General features: G+C 41.0%; 25 protein-coding genes, 1 tRNA gene, 1 pseudogene and 1 other annotated feature. Of the genes and pseudogenes, 8 read left to right on the forward strand and 19 right to left on the reverse strand.

Going from position 1 to position 24,078, the window contains the following annotated elements; genetic code table 11:
- Nucleotides 1-330 precede the first annotated feature (330 nt).
- From PG901_RS10735 to PG901_RS10745, 3 genes are all read right to left on the reverse strand, one after another.
- Nucleotides 331-504: a hypothetical protein gene (locus PG901_RS10735; RefSeq protein WP_271134397.1), complete on the reverse strand. Its 174-nt coding sequence runs from the start codon at nt 502-504 to the stop codon at nt 331-333.
- A gap of 275 nt (nt 505-779) precedes the next feature.
- Nucleotides 780-1,358: a PepSY domain-containing protein gene (locus tag PG901_RS10740; RefSeq protein ID WP_201629362.1), complete on the reverse strand. Its 579-nt coding sequence runs from the start codon at nt 1,356-1,358 to the stop codon at nt 780-782.
- A 181-nt stretch (nt 1,359-1,539) separates the two neighbouring features.
- The gene (locus PG901_RS10745; RefSeq protein WP_201629361.1) at nt 1,540-2,169 is read right to left on the reverse strand and encodes a DedA family protein; all 630 of its coding nucleotides are present in this window, start codon (nt 2,167-2,169) and stop codon (nt 1,540-1,542) included.
- A gap of 371 nt (nt 2,170-2,540) precedes the next feature.
- On the opposite strand from PG901_RS10745, the gene PG901_RS10750 reads away from it, so the two are divergent.
- A complete protein-coding gene (locus PG901_RS10750) occupies nt 2,541-3,017 on the forward strand; it encodes a CinA family protein (protein WP_227671005.1) in 477 nt (158 codons plus the stop codon).
- Here PG901_RS10750 and PG901_RS10755 read toward each other — a convergent pair.
- Complete coding sequence (locus PG901_RS10755; RefSeq protein WP_201629359.1) at nt 3,014-3,694, reverse strand: DUF421 domain-containing protein; 681 nt, start codon at nt 3,692-3,694, stop codon at nt 3,014-3,016. The genes PG901_RS10750 and PG901_RS10755 overlap by 4 nt on opposite strands.
- 392 nt (nt 3,695-4,086) lie before the next feature.
- Between PG901_RS10755 and PG901_RS10760 the strand changes: the two genes are divergently transcribed.
- Together PG901_RS10760 and PG901_RS10765 are read left to right on the forward strand one after the other, a co-directional pair.
- Complete coding sequence (locus tag PG901_RS10760) at nt 4,087-4,410, forward strand: hypothetical protein (protein WP_201629358.1); 324 nt, start codon at nt 4,087-4,089, stop codon at nt 4,408-4,410.
- Between the two features lie 138 nt (nt 4,411-4,548).
- Nucleotides 4,549-5,544 (forward strand): phosphatase PAP2 family protein, encoded by a 996-nt coding sequence (locus tag PG901_RS10765; RefSeq protein WP_271134398.1) that lies wholly within the window; start codon nt 4,549-4,551, stop codon nt 5,542-5,544.
- Between the two features lie 138 nt (nt 5,545-5,682).
- Here the strand turns inward: PG901_RS10765 and PG901_RS10770 are convergent, their stop codons facing one another.
- On the reverse strand, nt 5,683-5,958 hold the full coding sequence (locus tag PG901_RS10770) for a CsbD family protein (protein ID WP_413500926.1): 276 nt from the start codon (nt 5,956-5,958) through the stop codon (nt 5,683-5,685).
- Between the two features lie 294 nt (nt 5,959-6,252).
- Here PG901_RS10770 and PG901_RS10775 point away from each other — a divergent pair.
- Nucleotides 6,253-7,331: pseudogene (locus tag PG901_RS10775) on the forward strand (IS3 family transposase).
- Nucleotides 6,528-6,644, forward strand: a sequence feature (AL1L pseudoknot). It overlaps the preceding pseudogene by 117 nt.
- 267 nt (nt 7,332-7,598) lie before the next feature.
- On the opposite strand, the gene PG901_RS10780 reads toward PG901_RS10775, so the two are convergent.
- The 7 genes from PG901_RS10780 to PG901_RS10810 all read right to left on the reverse strand — a co-directional run bounded on the left by PG901_RS10780 (nt 7,599) and on the right by PG901_RS10810 (nt 13,230).
- A complete protein-coding gene (locus PG901_RS10780) occupies nt 7,599-7,940 on the reverse strand; it encodes a hypothetical protein (RefSeq protein ID WP_271134399.1) in 342 nt (113 codons plus the stop codon).
- A gap of 132 nt (nt 7,941-8,072) precedes the next feature.
- Nucleotides 8,073-8,333, reverse strand: a complete 261-nt coding sequence (locus PG901_RS10785; RefSeq protein ID WP_201629355.1) for a helix-turn-helix transcriptional regulator — start codon at nt 8,331-8,333, stop codon at nt 8,073-8,075.
- Nucleotides 8,334-8,501: 168 nt separating this feature from the next.
- Nucleotides 8,502-9,413, reverse strand: coding sequence for a recombination directionality factor (locus PG901_RS10790; RefSeq protein WP_271134400.1), 912 nt, complete (start codon nt 9,411-9,413; stop codon nt 8,502-8,504).
- 126 nt (nt 9,414-9,539) lie between these two features.
- Nucleotides 9,540-10,667 (reverse strand): YqaJ viral recombinase family nuclease, encoded by a 1,128-nt coding sequence (locus PG901_RS10795; RefSeq protein ID WP_271134401.1) that lies wholly within the window; start codon nt 10,665-10,667, stop codon nt 9,540-9,542.
- A gap of 121 nt (nt 10,668-10,788) precedes the next feature.
- Nucleotides 10,789-11,784, reverse strand: a complete 996-nt coding sequence (locus PG901_RS10800) for a DUF932 domain-containing protein (RefSeq protein WP_271134402.1) — start codon at nt 11,782-11,784, stop codon at nt 10,789-10,791.
- A gap of 101 nt (nt 11,785-11,885) precedes the next feature.
- A complete protein-coding gene (locus PG901_RS10805) occupies nt 11,886-12,173 on the reverse strand; it encodes a hypothetical protein (RefSeq protein WP_201629351.1) in 288 nt (95 codons plus the stop codon).
- Nucleotides 12,174-12,339: 166 nt separating this feature from the next.
- Nucleotides 12,340-13,230, reverse strand: coding sequence for an inovirus-type Gp2 protein (locus PG901_RS10810; protein WP_201629350.1), 891 nt, complete (start codon nt 13,228-13,230; stop codon nt 12,340-12,342).
- A 424-nt stretch (nt 13,231-13,654) separates the two neighbouring features.
- Here PG901_RS10810 and PG901_RS10815 point away from each other — a divergent pair, with 424 nt between their 5' ends.
- A complete protein-coding gene (locus PG901_RS10815) occupies nt 13,655-14,575 on the forward strand; it encodes a hypothetical protein (RefSeq protein ID WP_271134403.1) in 921 nt (306 codons plus the stop codon).
- Here PG901_RS10815 and PG901_RS10820 read toward each other — a convergent pair.
- On the reverse strand, nt 14,572-15,933 hold the full coding sequence (locus PG901_RS10820) for a tyrosine-type recombinase/integrase (RefSeq protein WP_271134404.1): 1,362 nt from the start codon (nt 15,931-15,933) through the stop codon (nt 14,572-14,574). The genes PG901_RS10815 and PG901_RS10820 overlap by 4 nt on opposite strands.
- A gap of 283 nt (nt 15,934-16,216) precedes the next feature.
- Nucleotides 16,217-16,307 (reverse strand) — tRNA-Ser (locus tag PG901_RS10825).
- A gap of 146 nt (nt 16,308-16,453) precedes the next feature.
- Between PG901_RS10825 and PG901_RS10830 the strand changes: the two genes are divergently transcribed.
- From PG901_RS10830 to PG901_RS10840, 3 genes are all read left to right on the forward strand, one after another.
- Nucleotides 16,454-17,347, forward strand: coding sequence for a DNA/RNA non-specific endonuclease (locus PG901_RS10830; RefSeq protein ID WP_271134405.1), 894 nt, complete (start codon nt 16,454-16,456; stop codon nt 17,345-17,347).
- 74 nt (nt 17,348-17,421) lie between these two features.
- The gene (locus PG901_RS10835; protein WP_271134406.1) at nt 17,422-17,685 is read left to right on the forward strand and encodes a hypothetical protein; all 264 of its coding nucleotides are present in this window, start codon (nt 17,422-17,424) and stop codon (nt 17,683-17,685) included.
- 273 nt (nt 17,686-17,958) lie between these two features.
- Nucleotides 17,959-18,342, forward strand: a complete 384-nt coding sequence (locus PG901_RS10840; RefSeq protein ID WP_201545882.1) for a DUF2147 domain-containing protein — start codon at nt 17,959-17,961, stop codon at nt 18,340-18,342.
- A 289-nt stretch (nt 18,343-18,631) separates the two neighbouring features.
- Here PG901_RS10840 and PG901_RS10845 read toward each other — a convergent pair whose 3' ends face one another.
- From PG901_RS10845 to PG901_RS10865, 5 genes are all read right to left on the reverse strand, one after another.
- Complete coding sequence (locus PG901_RS10845) at nt 18,632-19,894, reverse strand: ammonium transporter (RefSeq protein WP_271134407.1); 1,263 nt, start codon at nt 19,892-19,894, stop codon at nt 18,632-18,634.
- Nucleotides 19,895-19,977: 83 nt separating this feature from the next.
- Entirely contained in the window at nt 19,978-20,316 is a 339-nt protein-coding gene (locus tag PG901_RS10850; protein WP_271134408.1) for a P-II family nitrogen regulator, read from the reverse strand.
- 448 nt (nt 20,317-20,764) lie between these two features.
- Nucleotides 20,765-21,619, reverse strand: a complete 855-nt coding sequence (locus PG901_RS10855) for a universal stress protein (protein WP_201563701.1) — start codon at nt 21,617-21,619, stop codon at nt 20,765-20,767.
- Nucleotides 21,620-21,767: 148 nt separating this feature from the next.
- A complete protein-coding gene (locus PG901_RS10860; protein ID WP_201563699.1) occupies nt 21,768-23,267 on the reverse strand; it encodes a SulP family inorganic anion transporter in 1,500 nt (499 codons plus the stop codon).
- Nucleotides 23,268-23,528: 261 nt separating this feature from the next.
- A complete protein-coding gene (locus PG901_RS10865; protein WP_201624953.1) occupies nt 23,529-23,696 on the reverse strand; it encodes a hypothetical protein in 168 nt (55 codons plus the stop codon).
- Nucleotides 23,697-24,078: the final 382 nt, after the last annotated feature.

Here is a 24,078-nt window from a genome sequence, read left to right on the forward strand (position 1 = left end):
CTGAGAGAAAGTAAGGCCAGCTTTACCATAGAGGGAGAAGGGAAAGAGTTAAAACGTATTGAACGTTTTGCAGATGTGATGGCACGGCGCACAGGTAAGGGTGAGCTATGCTGAAGAAACTGTAGAACCTATAGTGTAACTTTTAAGACTGAAGCCATCAAAAAAATAGCAGAAAACAACTAAAATGTTTCAGCGACGGCAAAGTAGCTAGGCAGCTCAGGATGAATGAGATACCTTAAATATAGAAATAGGAAATGAAGCACTGCTTCGCCCCGACGCAAGATAAGAGCTATGCTCGAATGAGACCAACGTGTACTTCGCAAATCACAGTTAGTGAAATACGCCTTTATTAAAGATAACCAGTCCCTCTTCAGCATTACTACTATTTATAGTGTCGATAAAGGATTGTATGAGCTGCTTTTGAATAGCTGTGATGTCATCAAAGCTATTCATGCTACCAGCCATTTGCCCGGCCAGTTTTTTAATGTCAGATTGAGTAGTCATTGCTTATTCTCCTGTTAGTGTATTATAAGCAGTTACATTCCCTTTAGGAGAGGCTCAAAATAGCTAAATCAACTTGTTTTAGGCGCAATTTCAACAGTATATTATTGATTCAATTTTCTGTAATCATCACAGCCATCCTAATCTGCACTAACACATTTTTATAGTGGCCGCGCTAAACCAAAAGGCTCTAAGCGATCTGGGGATGGCGCTTAGAGCCTTTTAGAAATCATTAGACATGGGTGTTAACTTATTTATCAGTTCGACTTACTGTAATATTAATCATCATTATCAGCTGCTTCTACTTGGCTACGAATAATCTTACCAGTCATGCTATCGACAACCACTTTATGTACTTTAGTCCCTTTAATAATCTCAATTTTATAAGTAGGTTTGCCAAAATCCATATCAAACCCTGCTTCAATGACTTTTCCTTTCACACTTTGGTTCGCTTTTTGTATTGCTTGGTTCAAACTGGTCTTAGACTTTTTCATCGCGTTATATTCTGCTATATCTTCTTTATCAAGTTTCTCTTGCTTATTGCTTAAAACCTTACCGCTATTGGCATCTATTTTTACTTTATATTCAGTATTATTAGCGATAGTCTTAACCTCGTAATTGCCACCTGCTGAATGGTCATTTTGATCAAAGTCAGCGCTAACAACATCACCTTTAATGGTTTTTTTAGCAATAACAATGGCTTGCTCAAGACTGACCTTGCTTTGTGCCGCTGCTACAGCCTTACTGACTTCGGTTCTTGTAGTGGTGCTTTGCCCTACAGCGATAGCAGCGGTGCTAACACCTGCAATACTAAGTACCATAATGATAGATTTGCTTAGAGTTGATAAGTTTTTCATGATGTTATCCTTTGTCTTTGAGTGTTTTTTATGACAGATGGGTTGTGCCATCTACTGTATTTATAATTTCAGTATAGGGAAGAAAACATAGGTGAAGAGTAGCGCTGGTTGAGGGTTACAGTAGCTGTGTTTTATTTAAAAAAACCATTAAAATTTGGAAGTCAAATAAATCGGTTTTGTATTAAATATTATTACTACTATGCTGATCAGACAGTCGACGTTTAATAAACCAAACAATAATAATGACTATGGCAAGCAATAAGAAAACTTTGGAGTAAGGCGCTAACATAGTCGTAATGACCTCATAGTTTTTACCTAAGTAAAATCCTGCTAGGGCCAATATTGTCGTCCAAATGCTAGATCCCAAAGCCGTTAATACTAAAAAAGAGGCCATTGGCATCTTATTCATCCCCGCAGGGATGGAGATCAATGAACGAATACCAGGTACCATGCGGCCAAAAAAAACCACTTTCTTACCATGTTTATCGAACCACGCATTGGACGACAAAACATCCTCAGACTTAATAAACACGTATTTTCCGTACTTTTCAGTAAATACCATTAAGCGTTCTTTATTGAACAAAGTTCCCAGATAATAAAGAGGTAATGCACCAAGGACGCTACCAAACGTACCGGCTACTATGATTAATAGTATATTTAAATCACCTCTAGCGGCCGAAAAACCTGCTGCTGGCATAATAAGCTCAGATGGTATAGGCGGAAAAACATTTTCAGCAAACATAGCGAATAAAATGCCGACATAGCCAAACTTTGCCATGATAGCCAGCACCCACTCACTCATTTGATGCATTAATTTACCTTATCTTGTTGATGACTGATTTCTTATTATAGTGGAATAAAGCGGATTCAAATTAAAGGTAATTTGTAACAATAGTTACTAATAATTATTTGGCGGTGTTCTAAAAAGTATACTGACATCAGACACAGTCATAATTGACATAATAGAATACCAAACCAAATACTTTAAAGTGATTATCGAGAAAAATAGCATGCCCTAATCTAATCAGATTACAGAACCTAAATCATTACCTATTCTACCTTTGCTAGTGCAAACCTAATTAAAAAATACTGTTACGCAAATTCATCACGATATGAATTGAGTTTTTAATAGGAAAGGACTGTAATAGCCTTGATTGTTCTAATGTTGATATGGAGAGCGTTGTGACTAATAGCTGTGCAAAGTTGTTGGCAGATAAGCAATTAACCATAGTTTTTATTGAAAGTGCGACCGCGGGCTATCTAGCGCATCGCTTTTCTATGAGTCCTTATTCAGGCGATATATTAATGGGCGGCTTGGTATGTTACGACGTTGCGATAAAAAAGAACGTGTTAAATATATCAAGCCAATTAATTGCTGAGTGTACGCCTGAATCACTAGAGGTAACAAAAGAACTGGTTAATAAGTCTAAGACAATATTTGATGCCGACTTGCATGTCGCTTGTACAGGTTTATTAAAGCCTGGAGGCTCTGAAACAAAAGAGAAGCCTGTCGGAACGTTTTTTTATTGTATCGGCTATAAAGATGAGCTTCATGATTTTTGCAGCATCTGTCAAGGCGCGCCTGAGCAAAAGCTACGCAGCATCAATAGTCTTATTTGTAAGAGCATTATTGAGGTGGTAAACCGCCATACTGACTAATTTACAATCTTATTGTTTAAAGCTTTAGCCCATCCTCTTGAAAGATGGCAGCGATTGCATTCTTCATTTGGCGCTGAAATACATTCGACATAACCGCAATGCATACAAGCATAGAGCTGACCATCTTTTATGGCTTTCGTAGCCTGAAACTCTTTAGGAAAAATGGGTAGCCCATACTGTGTGCCCTCGTGTGGAAATAACAATACACTAAACTCACCATCTGTTTCGAGCAATCCTACTTCCACTTGTCCTAAGTGACGCACGCCTTGTTGGCGCATTTCAGCAAAGAACTCATCGTGCGACATTTTACCTTTCTTGACATCTTCCATTATCAGCATGCCATTTTCTACGATATAAGTAGGTTTGCCTTCTAATAACAGCTCAAAAAGCTTATGTTTTGTGCTGAACCACGTAAAAAATCTATAGAGAAAAAGGACAAGGCTCATGATGAGCACCGCTTGGATAAGTGGCAGATCCTCTGTAAACATTGGGTCACCAGCGATAGAGCCAAGTGCCAAAATTATAGTTAATTCGAAAATTGAAAGTTGGCGGATGCCGCGCTTACCTGTACTTCGTAATAACAAAATGATCAAGCAAAACATAATGGTGGTACGTATGACTATTTCTGCCGCAAAATCCCATGTAGTGTCATAAATAAAAATACTTATCCAATCCATTTTGTTTTTCCTTGGTATACACCGTATAGCTAAATTTATAGTGCCATGTGGAGAATTGGAAATGGCTTTCCCATATCTCCTAATGGCGATTGTACTATGACTTTAAATCCTAGGTATTTATAAGAACCATATGTCCTTTAAAAAAATATATGGCACACAAGCTAACAAACTCTTACCTTTCACTACGTGAAAACATTAAATTTGTCTGTTAGGTTTAACTTGCTAGTTGAGCGTTATTTTGGTTTTGGTTTCATAAAAGAATGACAGCAATAAATAATAAAAAGAGTAAATGGTCTGCGTTAGTACTTAAATTGGCTCAGCTCAATGACTGTATGATGGTTTCCTAGAGTTTTTTTAAATATTTCGATCTTAATTATAATAAGGATATTAAAATGAAAACATCAGTACCTACTAGGTCGCTTCAAAATAAATTATGGATAATGTTTTTAGTGAGTTTCTTTGGTCTCAGCGCTTGCAGCAGTGAAACAGAAGAGCCAGCTCCTCATACAAAATCTAGCGAAATGACACCTGTGCAAACAGCAACCGAGGCTGAAGATCAAAGCCCTGCTTCCACAGAGGATGTAGAAGGTGCGGGAGGTACAGCGTACTATTCTAGTAATGGCAGTGTAGAAAATGACCAAAAGGCTGATGATACGGTTACTGTCAATGAAAATAACTCGAACTTAGATCAAACACCAGCAGATGGAGTGCAGTAAGTATCAAAAAGCGCGCAATCCATTAAAGATTAAAGGGTTTCTGTAAGGTTGTCATCAGCTTGAATCGCTCTGATTATATCGGCGGTTGATTTACTTAAGTCAGACAGCTATGCCTAAACTCTCAGAAAAGGTTCAATAATGATATCTTTAATATCAGAAAATCAGCCATTGTTCGCCTTAGGTTTTCTGGTTTTTTTGGTTGTTACTGTTTTATTGATATTGCAGCACTCGGTTATTCGTTATGGTCAGCAGCTTTTCACTCAAGCAATCCGCTGTTGGGTGAGGATAAAAAGGAACCTTGCAAAGAACAAACGTATCATTCTATTCAGAGGTAAGTATCCCAAGCTGGATGTGATAATGTCTCGGCGGTTTGATTTACGGGATTTTTATTGGCTGTCACTGACATTTCTATGGGTAGTGATAGGTTGCATGCTGGTGTTATTCATTGCATTGGCTGAAGCTGTGGCTACGTTGAATTCTATTGTTTCCATCGATTATTTTATATCGGCACAGATGAGCTTACTACGTGATTCCGACGTTGTTGGTTTTTTCGTCCTGATAACCAGCTTTGCGTCTACGCCTATTGCCGTTTTGGTGGTTTTGTTTGTTGCTGTGAATTGCTGGGTAAAGCAGCAACGCTATATAATAGTAGGGTTATTGATTGCTACTTTAGGCAGTACTGCATTTACTTCTTTGTTGAAATATTTATTTCAGCGTGAAAGGCCTGCTAATAGCTTATTAGTTGTGCAAACTTATTCGTTTCCAAGTGGTCATGCGACGATCGCTATGGCGTTATATGGATTTATCGCTTACCTACTGATTCGATTCCACCAAAATTTTGCTCAAAAAATTCGTATATTTACAATAGCGATTATTTTTATCCTCTTGATCGGATTGAGCAGAGTTGTATTGAACCAGCATTATCTAAGCGATGTACTGGGCGGTTATCTAGTAGGTGCATTTTGGTTGACACTTGGCACCAGTATTACAGAGTGGCTAAGCGTAGAAAGTAAAATCATATGGAAAGTCGGGTGGTCAACTTCTCATGCATACATGATCTGGCTGAGCGGGTTAGGCGTATTTATTAGCACGTTGATTTACGCAAAAATCTATCAACTTCCAATGTTATCCTAAGCATCGTATTAAGCCACGATGAAGTATCAATAACACACAGCCAAAGAATCAAGTCCTAACTAAACTGACTAAAAAAGGCCGTGATCATAGTCACGGGCTTTTTATATTTTCAGGGTATGATTATTGAAGATAGAATAATCAATATTTATTTTGGTTACGCCACTCAGCCACATCCCGTTCAGCATCTTCTTGTGAATGACCATAACGCTCTTGGATACGGCCAACCAATTTGTCACGGTCACCTTCGATATGGGTTAGATCGTCATCTGTTAAATCTGCCCACTTTTGCTTTACTGAACCTTTAAGCTGGTTCCATTCGCCTTTTAGTGTCTGGTTATTCATATCATTATCCATTTTTTGATTGTTTTTGTACTGTTCATCCATACTTTGTTCGTTCACATCTTGATTGTCCATTATGGTTTTCCTTTTCCATTTATGAGTTTGTGATTCATTGTCTTTATACCAATACCAAGCTCATTCATCTTTTATTTTTTTTATTGATGAATGGGCTATCAGCAGTTATTAAGCTTCAAGCTGACATATCTAATATAGAGAGACACAATTAGGCTGTCTGTACAATGAATGTTTAAAGTGTTGCTGAGCTATTATTAAGTCCGCTAATATGTTATCACGATGTAAGTTGTGTCTTTGGCTAGACTGAACCGACTCGGGATTGTCGGAGACTAAACATTCTGAGAGAATACGACAATGAAAAGACAAACCTACACTCATGAGATTAAAGAACGTGCTGTTCGCATGCGGATTGAAGCGTCGAGCGACTACCCCTCTACATAGTCAGCCATTCAAGCCATAACGTCAAAGATTGGCTGTACATATGAAGCCCTGCGATCATGGCATAAGAAGCACATACAACAAACCATTCCTGCCTCAGTACAAGCTCAAAGCCAAGAGCAACGTATTAAGGATCTCGAGTGCGAAAATAGAGAGCTTAAGCAAGCCAGTGAAATTATACACAAGGCTGCTACTTTTTTCGCCCAGGCAGAGACGGGCCGTACACCCAAGTAATGGTCGACTTTATTGATGACCATAAAAACAATTACGGGATCGAGCCAATCTGCCTAGTACTACCGATTGCCCCATCAGCTTACTATCGCGCTAAAGATTTAAGCGACAACCCAGAAAAGTGTTCACAGCGTCAGTGGCATGTCGATTTCTACATCAGTGAAATCAGCGGTATCTGGCTGGACAGTAAATGCCGTTATGAGTGCGTAAGGTTTGGCAGCAGATGCAAGCGAACGGTTTAGAGGTTGCTCGATGTACTGTTGAGCGATTAATGAGACATTATGGCTTACAAGAAATTGAGCGGCTAGGTATATACTGCTTTTATCATTAATGTATTTACACGAGTAATTGTCGGCTGGAAAGTATCTAGTCGTATGAACACTGATATAGCAGCGGTAAATCAGGCGATAGCAGACAGAAATAAGCCTAAAGAGGTGATTCATCACAGTGATCGAGGGGTTCAGTGCTTATCCATCTGCTATACCAATAAAATTGCCGAATCGAACATTATTGCGTCTGTGGGCACCAATGGTGATTCATGCAACAATGCATTGGCTAAGACGATTAATGGGATTTATAAATCTGAGGTGTTTCATTATTTAAAGCAGAGCTGGGACGGTGTAAATGATGTTGAACTGGCAACCTTTGAATGGGTGGATTGGTTCAATAAAACCCGTTTGCATAGTACGATTGGTTATGTGTGGCCCTTTGAGTTTGAAAAGGGGTATAGTAATAATCTTAATCTGTTAGGTGAAGCTGCCTAGCTCAAGTAAATCAACCTCCGATAAAGTCGGGGCGGTTCAGTTTAGTCGTTTCTGAAGGTTGGTCTTGGTATCTTGCAAAGCGCTAAGGATAGCTAAAAACAGCTAAGGATAGCTAAATGTAGCTAGGTTAAGGTATCTAAAGTGTTTCAAAAATAGGCCTAGTAGCTGTTTGAGTCTATCGTTTTGCCACCTATCTGCCTGACTATAAATATACTCATTTATCACATATCTTGCTATATCACTTATATAGCAAAGCAAGTTAATTTCTTAGTATGCGCTAGCTGTAGTCATCCCGTTGGATTGCATATGATCTAGCTGATCGTAGATTGCGTCAGTTTGCAACCAAATACCATTACCCTCATAGTTGCTTAGCTCTTTGAGCTGGGCTGCTACAAACGATAAAATCATATCGTCGTAGTAACTCCATGAAAAAGACTTTTCTGTTTGGCGCTGATAGCAAACATCATCCCATAAGTTTTTGAGATAGCCCATATTTAATGCAGTATCAAAGTTTTGCATCCATCTGATAGTCTGTCTAGTGATCTTATCTAACAAGATTCTAGATAGCGCTGCAGAAATATTCAACGCTATTTCTTTTCTTAAATCCATAGCTATAGTCTGTATCTAACCTTTATATATGTCTAATTAAAGCTACATTGCATATAGCATGTTACTAAATTACTGGATCAAAAAGGAGGCAAAAAAACAAGCCGCACTACGCGCCTTGTTTTCTATCCTTGATCAGTGAATCCGCGCAGCCATCTTACTTTCAATCCAATCAGCCACTTCGCTTTCTACCCATGCTACACGTCCCTTTGATAGCTTTACTTGAACAGGGAATGTTGGGTCGTAACGATCAGATTTTTTATTGACCATCTCATAAATCGTAGTACTGCTAAGCGCTGTATAATGCATTACCTGCTTGAGCGGTATCATGCGAGGTATCTGTAAAGTGCTAGCTGTTGATACGTTTTGTTGTGTGTTCGCATTTAATAATTGCATGATTATCTCCTTTGTAAATTAATGAGAATCTTTCTTCTCATACAGTTACGGAGTCCCATATTTTTTTACGGCATCCCATGTAGTCCAGTGACTGGCCTTGTATGAAACAATAAAAGAAGGAGCTGAATGATCAGCTCCTTCTTATGTCGCATCTCTAGCCCGATGGTTTTAGCTCACTGCTGTCACGCTTTTTCGTAAGCCTTGCTCAATGCTGCTCACGTTCTGAGTGGCTAACCCATTCTGATAATTCCCTTGCTGAGTACTGCTCACATCCTCTGTCTCTACTGGATAAAACTCTTCAGCCACATCAAGCATGCCATCACTATCAACCTCAAAGCAGGAGTTCACATAGCCAAGCTTCGCCGCGGCCTCTAATGCCGCTTGATCAAAGCCATGTTCGCTAAGCTCACGATCAATCGCTCTAGCATGCTGTACCGCATCTTTAAGCGTCACCCCATCACGTAATGTCAGATCCACAAAGTAAATCGGCGTTCGATAGCTTTGCGTGGTGCTTTTGCCTCGTAAGGTGAGTTGTAGTGGTAAGCATGACAGCTTGTTGCCTGACACGGCGGCAAAGTAGCTTAGGCGTGCGGCAAGCGTTCTAATACTATTAAAGCCAGTAGTGCGAAAGATAAACGTGCCCAGCTCATCTTCTTCAGACAGATTCACGTAGAGTCTGCCATATGGCTTACAGGCTCCGCCTTGCGCTAATGGACAACGATCAGGGGATGGACATGGCAATTGCTCAACACCCTTGTTTGTGCGGCGCTGACAGCTCTCACCGTCACCCACACATAACGGTCTGCCCGTTTGTCTATCAAATAGCGTGTACTCAGCTCGTAGGTTTAATTCTGGATCATTGAACAGCATACGTACCGGTATTTGCCTCAGCTTGCCTTCATTATTTGCGCGTAGCTTTTCATCAAGGGGATGATTGATCCAGCCATCCTTATTTTGAACTTGACTGGTGATGGTGAATTGATCGTCTTTGGCAGGAAGACGTTTACCGTCCTTTTGAATGATACGTCCAATGCTGATGCGACCTAAAACTGGTGGAGTAATGGTTAGACCCTTAATCATGGTGATATTCCTTTTGTGTTGAATGAATTTGTTTAAGCCATAAAAAAGCCCACCTGTGCTAGGTGGGCGGTTATGAACTTATTTCGTTCAGTTGAGTAATGGGTTGATGATGAAGTAGTTTGTGACTTATTCATTAAGAATGACAAAGCGTCTGCTACCTTGACGGGTTTTACTGAATTTAGCTAATAGTTCAGGATAGGCTTTAATGACAGCTTTACTATCCAGACCGACACTGTCTTTCGAGCGCTTCCATGAAATAGCACCTTTCTCAAATACAGCGACCTCATTGTCGGCAATTAGCGTTTGCAGCTGGTGCTTTACCTGATCATGACGCTGCTCTAACTCTTGCATATAGTCACGATAACTCAGCAGTTGCTCAAATAATTTGTTGGCGCCATCGTCATCTCGCAGATCAACCTTGCTTGATGGTTTAGGGTTTGGATACAGCTGTTTTAATGCCCGAGCTGCCGATTCAGAATGGTCAGGGGTTGGTGGTGTGTCGGTTGCTACGTATTGCCAGAACAGGCGCTCATGCTCGATGATGGATTTAATCAATCGCTCATCACGCTCAACCTTATAAATTTTCGCCTCATGACCGCAAAGCAGCACACAGATATGCGCTGCAGTTTTGCCAGTGACCGCTAATTGGTGCTGTACTTGGCAAGTGACATATAACGGTACGCCATGCTTCCAAAGCTTGGCACCATGTTCCCCTGCGGTTTTACACTCTAAAATCTGTATCTTATCTGACCCCACCACCGAGTAATCTAAATTAGCCAGCATAAAGTGCTTGTCAGGATCAGGATGCTGCAAGATGGCATTGACACGCCTGACCTTATTGCCAGTGTGTTCTTGATAGTATTTCGCCACCATCGGCTCTAGCGTATTGCCCCAGTACAGCGGTGAGTAGCCCTCTAAGCTTTCATCAATGCTTGATTCCATGCGTCCTGTCTTAATCATCCATAGCTCAAGCATCGATAAATACGGATGAATACCACAAGCGGCAGCGGCATCAGAGCTGCCGATACCTTGTTTGCGAACAGCTAGCCACTCTTCACGGCTTAGCGATTTGGTATTTACCAAACGCTTAGGTGTACTTGATTGAATAGCAGACGATTTAACGGTTTTACCTTCTATCTTAGTTGTTGGTAACTCTGCGCTATTGTGCCGAGCTTTGATTGAAGCCTTACTCTTAACGGTTACACGCTTAACTCTTGGCTGAGTAGTTGTATTGTTTAATGCGATCATGTTCATAATGAATTCCTTCGTTAGATTTATTATTAATAAGTAATGCGGTACTTTGTTTGATTGACGGCATAAAAAACCACGCTCAAAGGCGTGGTTGATTCATCAAGTAAACAAAGTCATTAAGAGACTAGGCAATTAAGCGTAGCGCTTCATCCAAGCTCTTATCTTTAAGCTTCGCCCCGGCACCAAACCAAGCTGAGTCTAAGCGATGGTCCCTCGACATGGCACGGCGTTCATGATCCACAAACTCCGTCATGGCTGACAGCAGGCCATAAGCGGTATCTTTAGCAGAGTCTAAATCTGCACCTCGACCTTGACCGTTAAACATCGTCATCACCTGATTCATGGCACGGGCATTAGGAACCGCCTCTTTCTCCTTCTTAGCGGTATTAAATAAAATGAGACCATCGTCTTTGACATCGTTAAACACGCGGTTTAAATAATTGGCGGCTTCTGCTTGCGTCACTCGTCTATTGGTTAATTGCTTCATCTCATAATTAAAGTCATCCCACTGACTAACAGATACGCCTAGTTGCTGTTTGACCTTATCCGCATCAAAGGTGGTGCTATGCGGAACTTTGACCACCCCTCCGCTGCCATCAGCCAGACTGATTGCTAAGGTGTTATTACACACCACACGGATATTGGTGAACTGCGCAGTAGTCGCTAGCGTCCCATCACAAGCCGTTGCTAGCAGCAAGTAGCCATGACTGACATCACCGCCTCGTAGCGTTGCCGATTGTCCAGTACGAGCGAGTGCCCAGAACTTACGACCGCCTTTTAAAACCCCTGCTGTTTCTAACTCAAAGTCAGCTTGTTCAGTCAGATCACGATAAAACTCTAAGATCTCACTCGGTTGCACTTCTTGGTAGCGCTGACTGACCACTGATAATGGCTCTAAGTTATCAGAGCGGTAAAGCACCTTATTGGTGTCAAAAGGCATGATTAGACTTTGTCCTTTTTCATTGTTCGCCATATAACTGACGTCTGATGATTCAATACGCCAATCCATTCCCGCCTCACGTGCCCAGACTTCGATAGGCTGCTTGGGAGATAGCTCGTTGCCAAGACCGTGCCAAGGAGTGTCACCGACGTATGCGATTGATTCGATTAAATGTGCCATAAGAATATTTCCTTTTATTGTTGAATAAAATAAGTGGTTTAACTGATTGCATGCTTTGATGCATGAATCATTGAAGGTTTCAATAAATGAGCATGTTAGAGTCAGACGTTAAAGGTATGCTGACAGGTACGGCATAAATAGCGCGGCAGGACAGCCGCTCTAATGAGTGGGGGCTGCATCAGTCCTTGCTGTGCCAGATTAATGACGGTGGCAATGGCGCTGCCTGCGACCATGCCAATCATGGGATTGATCTTGTAGTACTTGCAGACGCTCATACCAAGACCAATTAGCAGCTTTGGTGAGAGTACCTGCTCTGTTAACCCTTGTGTACTGGTGTCTATGTTTTCGATGACATGGGCTGAATGACAGTTGGGACAAATAGGTTTCATAGGATCTCCTTGATAGTAGCGCATAAAAAGGCCTGCTTTATAGCAGGCCTTGATGACACGTTTTGGGGTAGATTGATGAGGCAACGATGACATCGGTGCTCATCACATAGGGATGCTATATATCTGTAATTATTTTGATATTTAAGCAAGTACAAGTGTTTATGTTCTACTTTTCCTTAAATTCACCATGTCCAAATGTTTGCATTTTAGGCAACCACACTTTGAGTTTTTGATCGTACTTACCGGACTTTGTTAAATACGTTGCCACAGTAAAAGCGTTCTTAACCTCCTGAGGATTATTGCGATGTATTCTACCGATACCTAGCTTTCCGTCTTTTTCAAGACGACGTTTATTCTCAGCATCATGAGAGCTATGATAAGTACCGACACCTTCTGTGGCCTCTTGCCATTTCTCACCTATCGTTTTAGCTATATGCCAGTCTGAGTACCTTTTTGAATTATCGTAAGTTAATACTAGGTGGCAGTGAAAACCTCCGTTTTTATAACCTTGCTCTAGTGCCCATGCATAACCCGTGAGGTGTTTAAAACAAGATCTTCTCTTACGAATAAGTTTTCTTATCTTTTCGATATGATAATAAAAATCAGAAATAGTCACATGATGACGTTGATCTTTTAAATATTTTAGCTCAATAAAAACAACTAGTACCCTTGATTTATTTTCAATCAACTTTTTAAAGTAACATTCTAAGCCTTTTTGATTTTGTGATTCCTGATAACGCCAGTCATAAAGCTCTCTTATAATACTGTTTCTATAATCTGATAATTTCGTAATAAGTTTTTGACTTCTCTCGTAATCCCAAATCATATCGCAAGGATATTCAGCACCAATTAGAGTAATGGTGCTGTTCATAAATGCGTTAATAGCTTGAGAGTAATTTAAAGAATCTTGTAAATAATACATCAGCATGAACGGTCGATATAATTCGTTCAGCTGATCTTGAAGGCGTTTACCTTTGAGGTTTTTGAATAATACATTTTTAACGAGCTTATCAACATCGTTGGTGATTTTGGATTGGTTGTAGGTTAGATGGGACATAATATTCTCCTATGAATTTATTGGTTCATAGAGTTATGTTCATCTGTATTTTTATAATATCAGTCGCTAAGAGGGTAGCTCTTAGCTTAGTAGTTATCATACTGATGTAGTTGTCCTATTGATACTGTAATACCAACTATTAGTTTGTTGATGGAGCCCTACATCTTCAAAATAATAGTAAGACTTACTTAAGAATAAAACCGTATATTCTGAGTCAAATAGAAATTCATAATAGGATAGTTACCTGAGATACTACAATTTCACTAGTTAATACTACCTACAGATAGATAGGTTATTGATATACATAAGTGTAGTCAATATTTTTAATATGGAAATACTATCGGAATACCACGTAAACATGATAATATTATTATCTAAAGAATAGTAAAATATCACGCGTGATCCACGCATGGAGAGCATTATAATGAGTGTTGTATTTTCAGATCCTATTAGTCAAAATATTTACGATAATAAGAAATACTTTGATGCAAATATAAGATCTTTGTCTCAAAGGCAGGTTCGATGGATGCAAGAGTATTTATCTTCTAATAGGGTGGAATTTACTCATGCTGGATCAACCAATAGGCATGAAGAGTTTATAAGGCAGCTAGCAAAGCGTGAAAATTTTAAAGAACTTGTAAGTATGTCTTATAAAGTGATGCTGTACCGTTTAGTACCTGAGAGTAATTTTGGATGGCTTGTAAATAATTTGAGATGCCAAATATTCATAGTGAACGTATTATCATTAGAATATAATTATAATTTCTTAGAAAATAATAGTAGTAAATTAATGGATGAGATTTACTTGTTTTTTGACAGAAAGGATTTTGATGAAAGTGTAGGTTTTAAATCTTCTTTGATAAATGATATATATCAGAGGTGGCAAGCAGTTTATAGAAAAGACAACTATTCGAAATGGTTAAAGGTTGATGATGGAAATCAGATAGAATGGAGTCAAGATTATTTAAAGAGAGGTAGCAGAGCTAAATTATTATTTAGTGATAAAGAATCAATTGAAGAAATGAGAATCTTTGTTATCGCTTCTTTAGATATCATTGATTATCCTGTTTCTAATAAAGAAAGCAATATTTACAACAATCATATACCTTCTGCTCGAAAAGAAAAACTCATAGAGAAGATGAAGCGAGCCTGGAGCCAGCAAAAATACCGAGATGCTGGTAAAACAAAAAAGCCATACCATTTGCCCCTGACAAAGAAAACAAAGGCTAGATTAGCGAAAATGTCTCAAGTACAAGGGCTGTCAGAGACAGCCATGCTTGATATATTGATAAATAGATTTTATGAGCTCGATTATGTTGATATTAATGGTAAGGATTTATACTAACGCTCGTTAATATATATTTGTAGCTCATCTGCTGTGATACCTTGATCTAACAGTGCTTTAATGAGATCTTGCTTATCAGCATTTTGTAATGAGTCAGGACGTTTGCTTTCTAACGACTTCTCAATTTGCTGCCGTGCTATCTGAAAGTCAACAACTTCGCCTGTGTCTCTGAGCAAGTCTAAAAAGTCTGCCCAGACTTGCATGATCTTGCGGCGCTCATCTAAGTGCTGAGCATGATTATAGACTGCTCGGATATCGTTTTTTTTGTCATGTGCCATCTGCTTTTCAATCGCATCGCCCATATAGCCAAGCTCGTTTAGGTTAGTTGAGGCGATGTGACGAAAGCCATGACCTGTCTGTTTACCAGCATATCCTAAGATATCAAGCGCATTATTAATAAACTCTTCGCTATACGGCTGATGCATGCCCGTATGATAGAACACGTATTCATATTGACCCGTGATAGCTTTCATTTCTTCTAGTATTGCTAGCATTTGATCTGACAGCGGAACCACATGCTTACGCGCTATTTTAAGATTATCGATATCAACACGCCATAAACGGTTAGCAAAATCGATGTGTGACCATTTCATCATACGTAGCTCAATGGTACGACAGAATGAATAGGCTAAGAATTTCATACCTAATCGGGTTTGGTCGTGACCATGATAGCCTTCGATAGCTTGGAGTAGGGCAGGTAGATCATGAATATCTACATGCTTCATATGCTGGCTTTTGGCTTTAGGATAGAGCGCCTTTAAATCATCGATTGGGTTTTGCTCAATGATACGTTCGCGTTTGGCACGCCTTAAAACATTAGCAACCAGATCGATAGTGCGTCTGGTAACCTCACGCGGCGGCTCACCGTTTTTGTTCACACGCTTTTCGATCTCATCTGCCATTGCTCGGCAATCCTCAAAGCTCACATCTTTTAGTGCAATGCCATCAAAGTGTGGCAACACGTCTTTATGCATACGATTATAGTCTTGCTGATAGGTACGCGGCTTGACGTTACGCTGACGTTCAGCGAGCCAGTCTAATGCGTAGTCGTTGAATTTTTGCGCGTGGATATTGGCAAGCTTGTCTTGACGCTTTTTATTTTTTGGATCGATACCATCTGCTAGTAGCGTTTTAATCTCAGTATTGGCTTGTCTGGCTTCCGCGAGCGACATGATTGGATAAGTACCAAGTGTGAGGCGTGTCTGCTTACCATCAAAGCGATAGGCGCTTATCCATGTCTTTGTGCCTGTACTGCGTACCAAAATCTGTAGTCCTTGCTGGTCACTGTATTTATCAGGACGGGAAGGCGTGCATTTCTCACTAGGTTTGAGCTTGCGGATCTTACTATCGCTTAACATGTTGGTCTATTCCTTATAGCTACAAGCTATATGAATCAAGCGATACAACAAAAACGTTGGTCTAAAGCTGAATCATAAAGCTTAAATGTTGGTCTTTTTGAGGTCTAATGAAATCATAGACCAACAGATAGACCAACACAAGCCATAGGATAGGTGGGTCACATTGGGTCGAATTGGGAAAATAGCAGGCATAAAAAAAACGCTAGGCGCGTTATTTATAAAGGGTTTGATTGGTATATGGGTAGAGTTGGGGCAAGGTGGGAAAACTAGGAATTTATAAGGTTGGCGGTGAAGGAGGGATTCGAACCCTCGATACGCTATGAACGTATACACACTTTCCAGGCGTGCGGTTTCAGCCACTCACCCACTTCACCGTTTTTTGCAAGACCAAGATTTTTGGCTGCCTAAGTATAGCGGATAGCATTTAAAATGTCACCACTTACGCCGCATCTTTCTTTATTGGTAACTGCCTGCTAGGATAGCGCATACGTAATGGCAGGCATAGATGGTTAAAAGTGGCATGATAAGTTTTTTTAAAGATAAAGCACGGGTTAAAATTAACCTCATAATGGCAGTATTCACTGTCTTAATAGGGATATCGTCTGCACAAGCGGATGACCTCAGCCAATGTAGCCAGTCGTTTTATGGTGGCGTCTATCCTGAATTTACCAATCCTAAGCTCAGTAATAATACCCAAGCGCTATGTATGGACGGTTTTGCCGTTATGTACTCGGGCGTATCACGCACCCCGCTGTGGTCAGCAGAATATCTTGACCGCAAGCGCTTGCAGCAAGCCAAAGAGATTGACCGAGAAGACAGCTTTCATGAAGAAAGCCGCCTGCCAAAATCCATGCGCGCCAAACTGTCTGATTATTCAGGCTCCGGTTATGATCGCGGGCATTTAGCGCCTAATGGCAATATGGCCAATCGCAGCCAGCAGTATGATAGCTTTAGCCTTGCTAACATCGCGCCGCAATCACCGCGTAATAATCGCTATATTTGGCGTAATATTGAGTCTGCCACGCGCTATCTAACCCAGCAATATGGCGAGGTTTACACCATTACGGGAGTGTCTTTTACCAGTAAAAAAACCAAACAACTGGCGGATCGTGTACTGGTACCCAGTCATTTCTTTAAAGCGGTTTACATACCTGCAAGCAACCAAGCAGGCGTCTATTATGCGCCCAATGATGAATCAGAGCGTATAGAGGTGATTAGTCTCGATGAATTAACCGCCAAGATTGGCATCGATGTGTTACCGGTATTGGATGCCCAAACCAAAGCCCAAGCGTTTGATTTGCCTTTAAAGGCAGGTGACAGCTCCGATTTGCCCGAAACTCCCCAAGAAGAACCGGTTTGGATGCTATTTGTCCTAGCAATCATTGACTGGCTCATGGCACAATTACAGGCATAAGTGGTTTAAATGTAACTAAATCCCCACAGCATTGAAAGATTGGGTAATGCGCTGTTAAGGTAAAGGAGGACGAGATGATTGATCCATTTGCAAATAATCACCAGAGTATGCAGATTGGTGATTTGGTTATTGAAAATCAAGAAGATAAAATCATTATTTATGGCGACATTAATCTGGTCTTTAATGAGGCGGGATATGAGCAAGCACAGCAGCTACACGAGCTCACTAGTAAAATTATGCTGGCATTTGAAAACCGCAGTCAATATAGTAATTACGATGATAAGTCAAAAGAAAAAGATGACCAATCGGATAAAATTGTAGACAATCCGTTCCTGTAACTGATTGATATGCTTTTGATTTTATAGTAATAATAAACTATAAAAAAATTACTAGGCAAAATCTAAAAATTGCTTATAATGGGTCAAGACATCGCTTATGTCGATCAAACCTTTTTTGCAAAGCTAAGCATTAATAAGATATTAATATCGGCTTTCAACTGAAACTTAGGATAGAGCTGCAAGCTTGCAATAAAAGATTGTTGATAAAAGGATAAGCGTAGGACATCAGAAACACAACGTTTCTAGTAATCATTGAATGAAGGGAGTCAATTTATGAAATTATTCGCAAAAACCACTTTAGCAGTTGCTGGTATCAGTTTAGCAAGTATGGCATTCGCCGCTGACCCATTACACAACACTACTTGGCAGACTTTTGATGAAGGCCAGCCAAAAGGCGTGGTTAAAATCACTGAGTCTAATGGCGTCCTAACGGGTAAGCTTATCAGCACGACTTCAGAAAAAGGTAAAAAGCATGTTGGCATGACGATTATCTCTGGTCTGAAAGCTGACGGTGGTGGTAAATACAGTGGCGGTACGATTACTGACCCTGAAAAAAATAAAGATTATCGTATGACTGCTAACTTAAGTGGCAGCACTTTAAAACTAAAGGGTTATATCGGTCCATTCTCACGTAGCCAAACGTGGAAAAAGAAATAAACTGCTATAATTCTGCCTTGTGAAGTTTGGTTGTTAACGTAAACTAGACTTGATAGAAAGATAAAGTGTTAAAATTTTAAAGCATAAAGAATCCCGCATGACCGAAAGGTTATGCGGGATTCTTTTATGCGGGATTCTTTATGGTGGCGCTTTTATCAATGATGTTTTTTTAATGTGAAATTTATTAATACCGATTTTATCACTGCCAATTTTATCACTGCCAATTTTATTAATGATGGTCTTATTGTGGATAAAATAGTCCTCAATAAAACCATCGTAGATAGTAGGCTTACCTTATAAACTCTGGATAGGCTTCCATACCACATTCAGCAATGTCTGCTCCTTGATATTCTTCTTCTTCAGAGATACGCAGACCTATGACAAATTTAATGATGCTCCAGACCATCAGACTACTGATAAACACCCAAGTAAAGATAGTTGCGGCACCGGCGATTTGACCGAGCAAAGTAGCGGCTGGATTGGTCAGAGGGACAATTAGTAGACCGAATAAGCCTGCCACGCCATGCACCGAAATGGCGCCAACTGGATCATCAATTTTTATTTTATCTAATATTAAGATGGATAGTACAACAATAACGCCTGCCACCATTCCAAATAGCGTTGCCTGAAGCGCCGATGGCGTAGAGGGTTCAGCAGTGATAGAGACAAGACCTGCTAATGCACCATTTAAGAGCATGGTCAAATCTGCTTTACCAAAGATAATGCGCGCGATAATAAGGGCGCCGATGGCACCACCGGCAGCAGCGGCATTGGTATTTAAAAACACTACCGCAACTGCATTGGCGCTGGCGATATCGCCAAGCTTGAGCACTGAGCCGCCATTAAAGCCAAACCAGCCCATCCATAAGATAAGAGTGCCAAGCGCGGCCAAGGGTAAATTAGCCCCGGGAATAGCACGTATCTCACCATTGGGACCGTATTTACCTCTACGCGCCCCTAACAGCAAGACCCCTGATAGCGCGGCAGCGGCTCCTGCCATATGGACGATACCTGAGCCCGCAAAATCAGAAAATCCCAAATCGCCAAGGCTAAATAAACCAAACACGGCTTTACCGCCCCACGTCCAGCTACCTTCTAATGGATAAATAACTCCGGTCATAACAACGGCAAACAGTAAAAAAGACCATAACTTCATGCGTTCAGCTACGGCACCTGAAACGATTGACATACAGGTGGCGACAAAAACCACTTGGAAGAAGAAATCAGAGGCGGCCGAATATACGGCATCGCCAGCAAAGCCATTTTCAGCTGAGGTCGCTAATGCATCTGCTACTAAAGTTTCAGTGCCAGCAATACCACTCAAAAACAGATTGCCATCATACATAATGGCATAACCGCATATCATATACATGGTACAGGCGGTGGCAAAGAGGGCGATATTTTTGGTGAGGATTTCGACGGTGTTTTTTGAGCGTATCAATCCTGCTTCCAACATGGTGAAGCCAGCTGCCATCCACATGACCAGCGCCCCACACATTAAGAAATAAAACGTATCTAGCGCGTACTGGAGCTCAAAGATTTGGTTTTGCATGTTAATTCCCCCTTGAATATATGCAATATAACTATCGAGATGACCTATAAATCAGTGTTTATAGATGGTCTGGCGCTTAATTATTAAATAGCGTCAGGACCTGTCTCACTCGTACGAATACGAATGACTTGCTCAAGATTGGTCACGAATATCTTGCCGTCACCGATTTTGCCAGTACTGGCGATACGCGTAATGGCTTCGATAGCAGGTTCGACCATCTCATCCATCACCGCCACTTCGACTTTTACTTTAGGTAAAAAGTCCACCACGTACTCGGCGCCGCGATAGAGCTCGGTATGACCTTTTTGACGACCGAAACCTTTAACCTCGGTGACGGTGACGCCTTTCACACCGATGTCAGAAAGCGCTTCACGCACATCATCGAGCTTAAACGGTTTTAAGATCGCAGTGATTAGCTTCATAAAAAAATCCTTATATGGGTGATGTCGCAGGTTAATAGAGGCAGTTTGTTTGCTGCCGCATATTATTGTCATGCTTATGGTTAGCGCTTCAAGAACTGTGCCAAACCTACTCAAGGGGGTAGGTAGGTTTGCACACATGCGCTCAAAAACACTCATCAGTATGACAAAGAATAGCGCTTATACCATAACAATAAATAGCACAGTTATTGGTATAAGTTAGGGAAATCAACCTTTAACGTTGCATGAACGAAAACTTTATTATAACCAACTTTTTAAGCACTTGGGGAGGCTATCACTTTATTTCATGTGATGATTTGATAAAAGGTGAGGGCAAAGAAACGAGGAGGCGTAACAGGAAGAGGTTACAGAGGCTTAAGCTAGATACGATAGTAAAGCGCGATGAATCACGCTTAACATTCAGCCTCTGTATTCAAATAAACGAGCGGCCTTAGGCCTTGGGGAATAGTAAATACGGGGTTTTGGTGCTACCAAGCAGTTTTTTGGTCTCGCTACCTTTTAGCAATTCAAGCAAACGTGGTTGCCCAAAAGCACCGGTCATCAGCAGACCAATATCATTTTTACTTTGATAATAGTTTAAGGCGGCAGTCACATCGCGGCAGTCAAGCAAAGCCTTTTTGCATTTGATGCCAGCTTGTTTGAGGCGCGCATACGCTTCCCGCAGTGCATCACAGTTTTCTGAGTTTTCTTTGGCAACCATGACGATATGCACGGTCAGCGCCCGCACAAGAGCCGTTTTACACAGCCAATTGAGCAATTTATGCGAAGTAGGGCTATTGTCAAAAGCAAATAATGCCGTGGTTGGGGGCAAAAATGGTGCATGAGTCACCAAAATGGGGCAGTGGCTTAAGCGGATAAGCTGGCTTAAGGTTGATTTGCAGGTGACATGATGACCGATGACGATTAATTGTGCCTTGTCATCGACGTAATCAATACTATCACTCAGGTTTTCATGCCGATGTAACGTATAGGTTTTAAACTTATGAGGTTGCTGCTCGCAGTAAGTGGTTGCTTGGTGTAGCAGCAGCTTACCTTGGGCTTTTAGCTCACTATTACTGAAGTGTTCTTTTGCCGTAAATTGATCGAGCAAGACATTTTCATCATCGATATTTAGGCAGCCGGAATAATCAACAGCGGCTTTTTGTTGTAAACTTGGTACGGAATGCAGCAGGCCAATGGGTGCTTGCAGACGAATAGACGCCCACATACTGGCATCCAATACGGCCTGCACATGATCAGGACAATCCAAGCAAGCAATCACGCTATCTGGCTTCAAATTACTCATAAAGGCACCACATATCTCAATAATGAAAACACAGGCCCGTTGGTTAAAGTCATCCTTTAACCAGCGAGCCTGATTTTATATACCAATATAATTGCTGATGAATAAACCAAATGTTTATCTCAGCTTGATAACACCCATGCAGTTTTGCTTAATCCAAGAGCCCAATATCTCGGCGATCATGAATCGAAAAACGATCGATAAGGGTGCGGCTGGCGCTATTGAGTCCAACCACTTTGACATCAATGCCTTCACGTTGCAAGCGCATGACCAGCTTGTCCAAGGTATCAACGGCACTGACGTCCCAAAAATGAGCTTGGCTGACGTCAATATGTACGCTGTCTAACGCTTCTTTGGTATCAAAACTCTGCAAAAACTGCGTCGTTGAAGCAAAGAAAACCTGCCCTTGCACGTAGTAATAGCGGGTATTGCTGCTGTCGTCATATTCACTAAAGATGGTTAGGAATTGCCCGATTTTATTGGCAAATGCTAAGGCAGATAACAGCACCCCAACGCCAACGCCATACGCTAGGTTATGAGTAAAGACGGTGGTCAAAACCGTCGCTAGCATAACGATATTAAAGGACATCGGATGGGTTTTAAATTCACGGATAGATTGCCAGTTAAAGGTGCCGATAGAAACCATAATCATCACCGCCACCAGTGCAGCCATCGGTATCAGGCTGACCCAATCACTCAAGAATACCACCATGATAAGCAGCACCACGCCAGCGATGAGCGTTGATAAACGCGTACGACCGCCAGATTTGACGTTAATCATCGACTGCCCAATCATCGCACAACCTGCCATACCACCAAAGAATCCCGACACTACGTTGGCGATACCTTGCCCGCGGCATTCTTTGTTTTTATCACTTGGCGTATCAGTTAATTCATCGACAATGGTTGCGGTCATCATAGATTCTAATAAACCTACGACGGCAAGCGCGATAGAATAAGGTGCGATAATCAATAAGGTATTCAAATTGAGTGGAATATCAGGTAATAAAAACACCGGTAAAGAATCTGGTAAATCGCCCATGCTACCGACGTTACGAATGTCAAGATTCATATACATGGCGACCGCGGTTAGGCCAACGATACAAATCAGCGGCGATGGAATCACGCGTCCGATTTTAGGAATCAGCGGAAACAAGTAGATAATGGCTAAACCGGCTGCGGTCATGATATAAACCGTCATGCCGACGCGCTCAGTCATCGGGTTCAGTTCGGGCAACTGAGCAGCAAAGATCAAAATCGCCAGCGCATTGACAAAACCAATGACCACCGAGCGCGATACAAAGCGCATTAAATTGCCAAGCTTAAAGATACCCATGATTATCTGGATAACGCCGCAAAATAAGGTTGCCGCCAGTAAATACTGCAAACCGTGCTCGGCAACCAAATCAACCATGACCAGCGCCATGGCACCGGTCGCCGCTGAAATCATACCCGGACGACCACCGACAAAACTGATCACCACGGCGATACAAAACGACGCATACAGACCGACTTTTGGGTCGACACCGGCGATAATGGAAAAGGCAATCGCTTCTGGAATCAAGGCCAGTGCGACGACCAAACCTGATAACGTATCACCGCGAATATTGGAAAACCACTCTTCACGTAAACTGCCAAAAAAAGATGTCATAAGTAAACTGCATAGGGTTAGAGGCAAAAAAAGCAATCGTTCATCATTGAGCGTTAAAGCTTAGCGATAAAAGGATTGCATCGTGATTAATTATGTCGAGATGATATCGACCATAATTACGTTATAAAAATCAGTCATCGTGATAGATGCTGATAATCGTTCTGTAAACAGGTACTCATGCAGCCATATGGCTGTGGCACTATTATTTGCTTGAGTAATTATTTGCTTGGATAATTACCTGCTTGAGTATTAGCTAACTACTTAGCTATCGACCTTTATAACGGTATCGCAAATGCCATCACCCATAATCAATATGATGACAGTCTTTAAAATGATGAATAAGTGTCCGCGATGGTCTGTTGCGGTAGAAGAAGATAAATAATCTGTCAGACGAAAACGCCACAATATAGGGCAGTGCTTGCCTGTCATACCATTATCACCATATGAATCGTTGCTGAAGAGATGTGACAATAGCGCGATACGTGTGACAACATGCTAAACTAAAATGCTAGATTGCATACTTGGTCAAAATAGCTATTTAACCTAGCGCTTCCTATTAGGGCAGCTATTATAGCATTAGCGACTCAATATAAAAACAGGCGCATAATAACACAAAGTCTCAAAAAACCAGTACCGAAATCCGAGTGATACCTTTATGATGCTGTTCATCTAAAGCGTCTTACGCAGGCTATATATAGCGCCTATTTATAGAGCTAAGCTTATAGGCAGTTTGTTTATAGAATCTACTTATAAAAGCTGTTTATAAAGCTGCTTATAAAACCCGTATGCTTGACACAATTTTGTTCGTCCA

It is taken from the genome of Psychrobacter sp. ANT_H3, assembly GCF_027919975.1.
Taxonomy (GTDB): Bacteria; Pseudomonadota; Gammaproteobacteria; order Pseudomonadales; family Moraxellaceae; genus Psychrobacter; species Psychrobacter maritimus.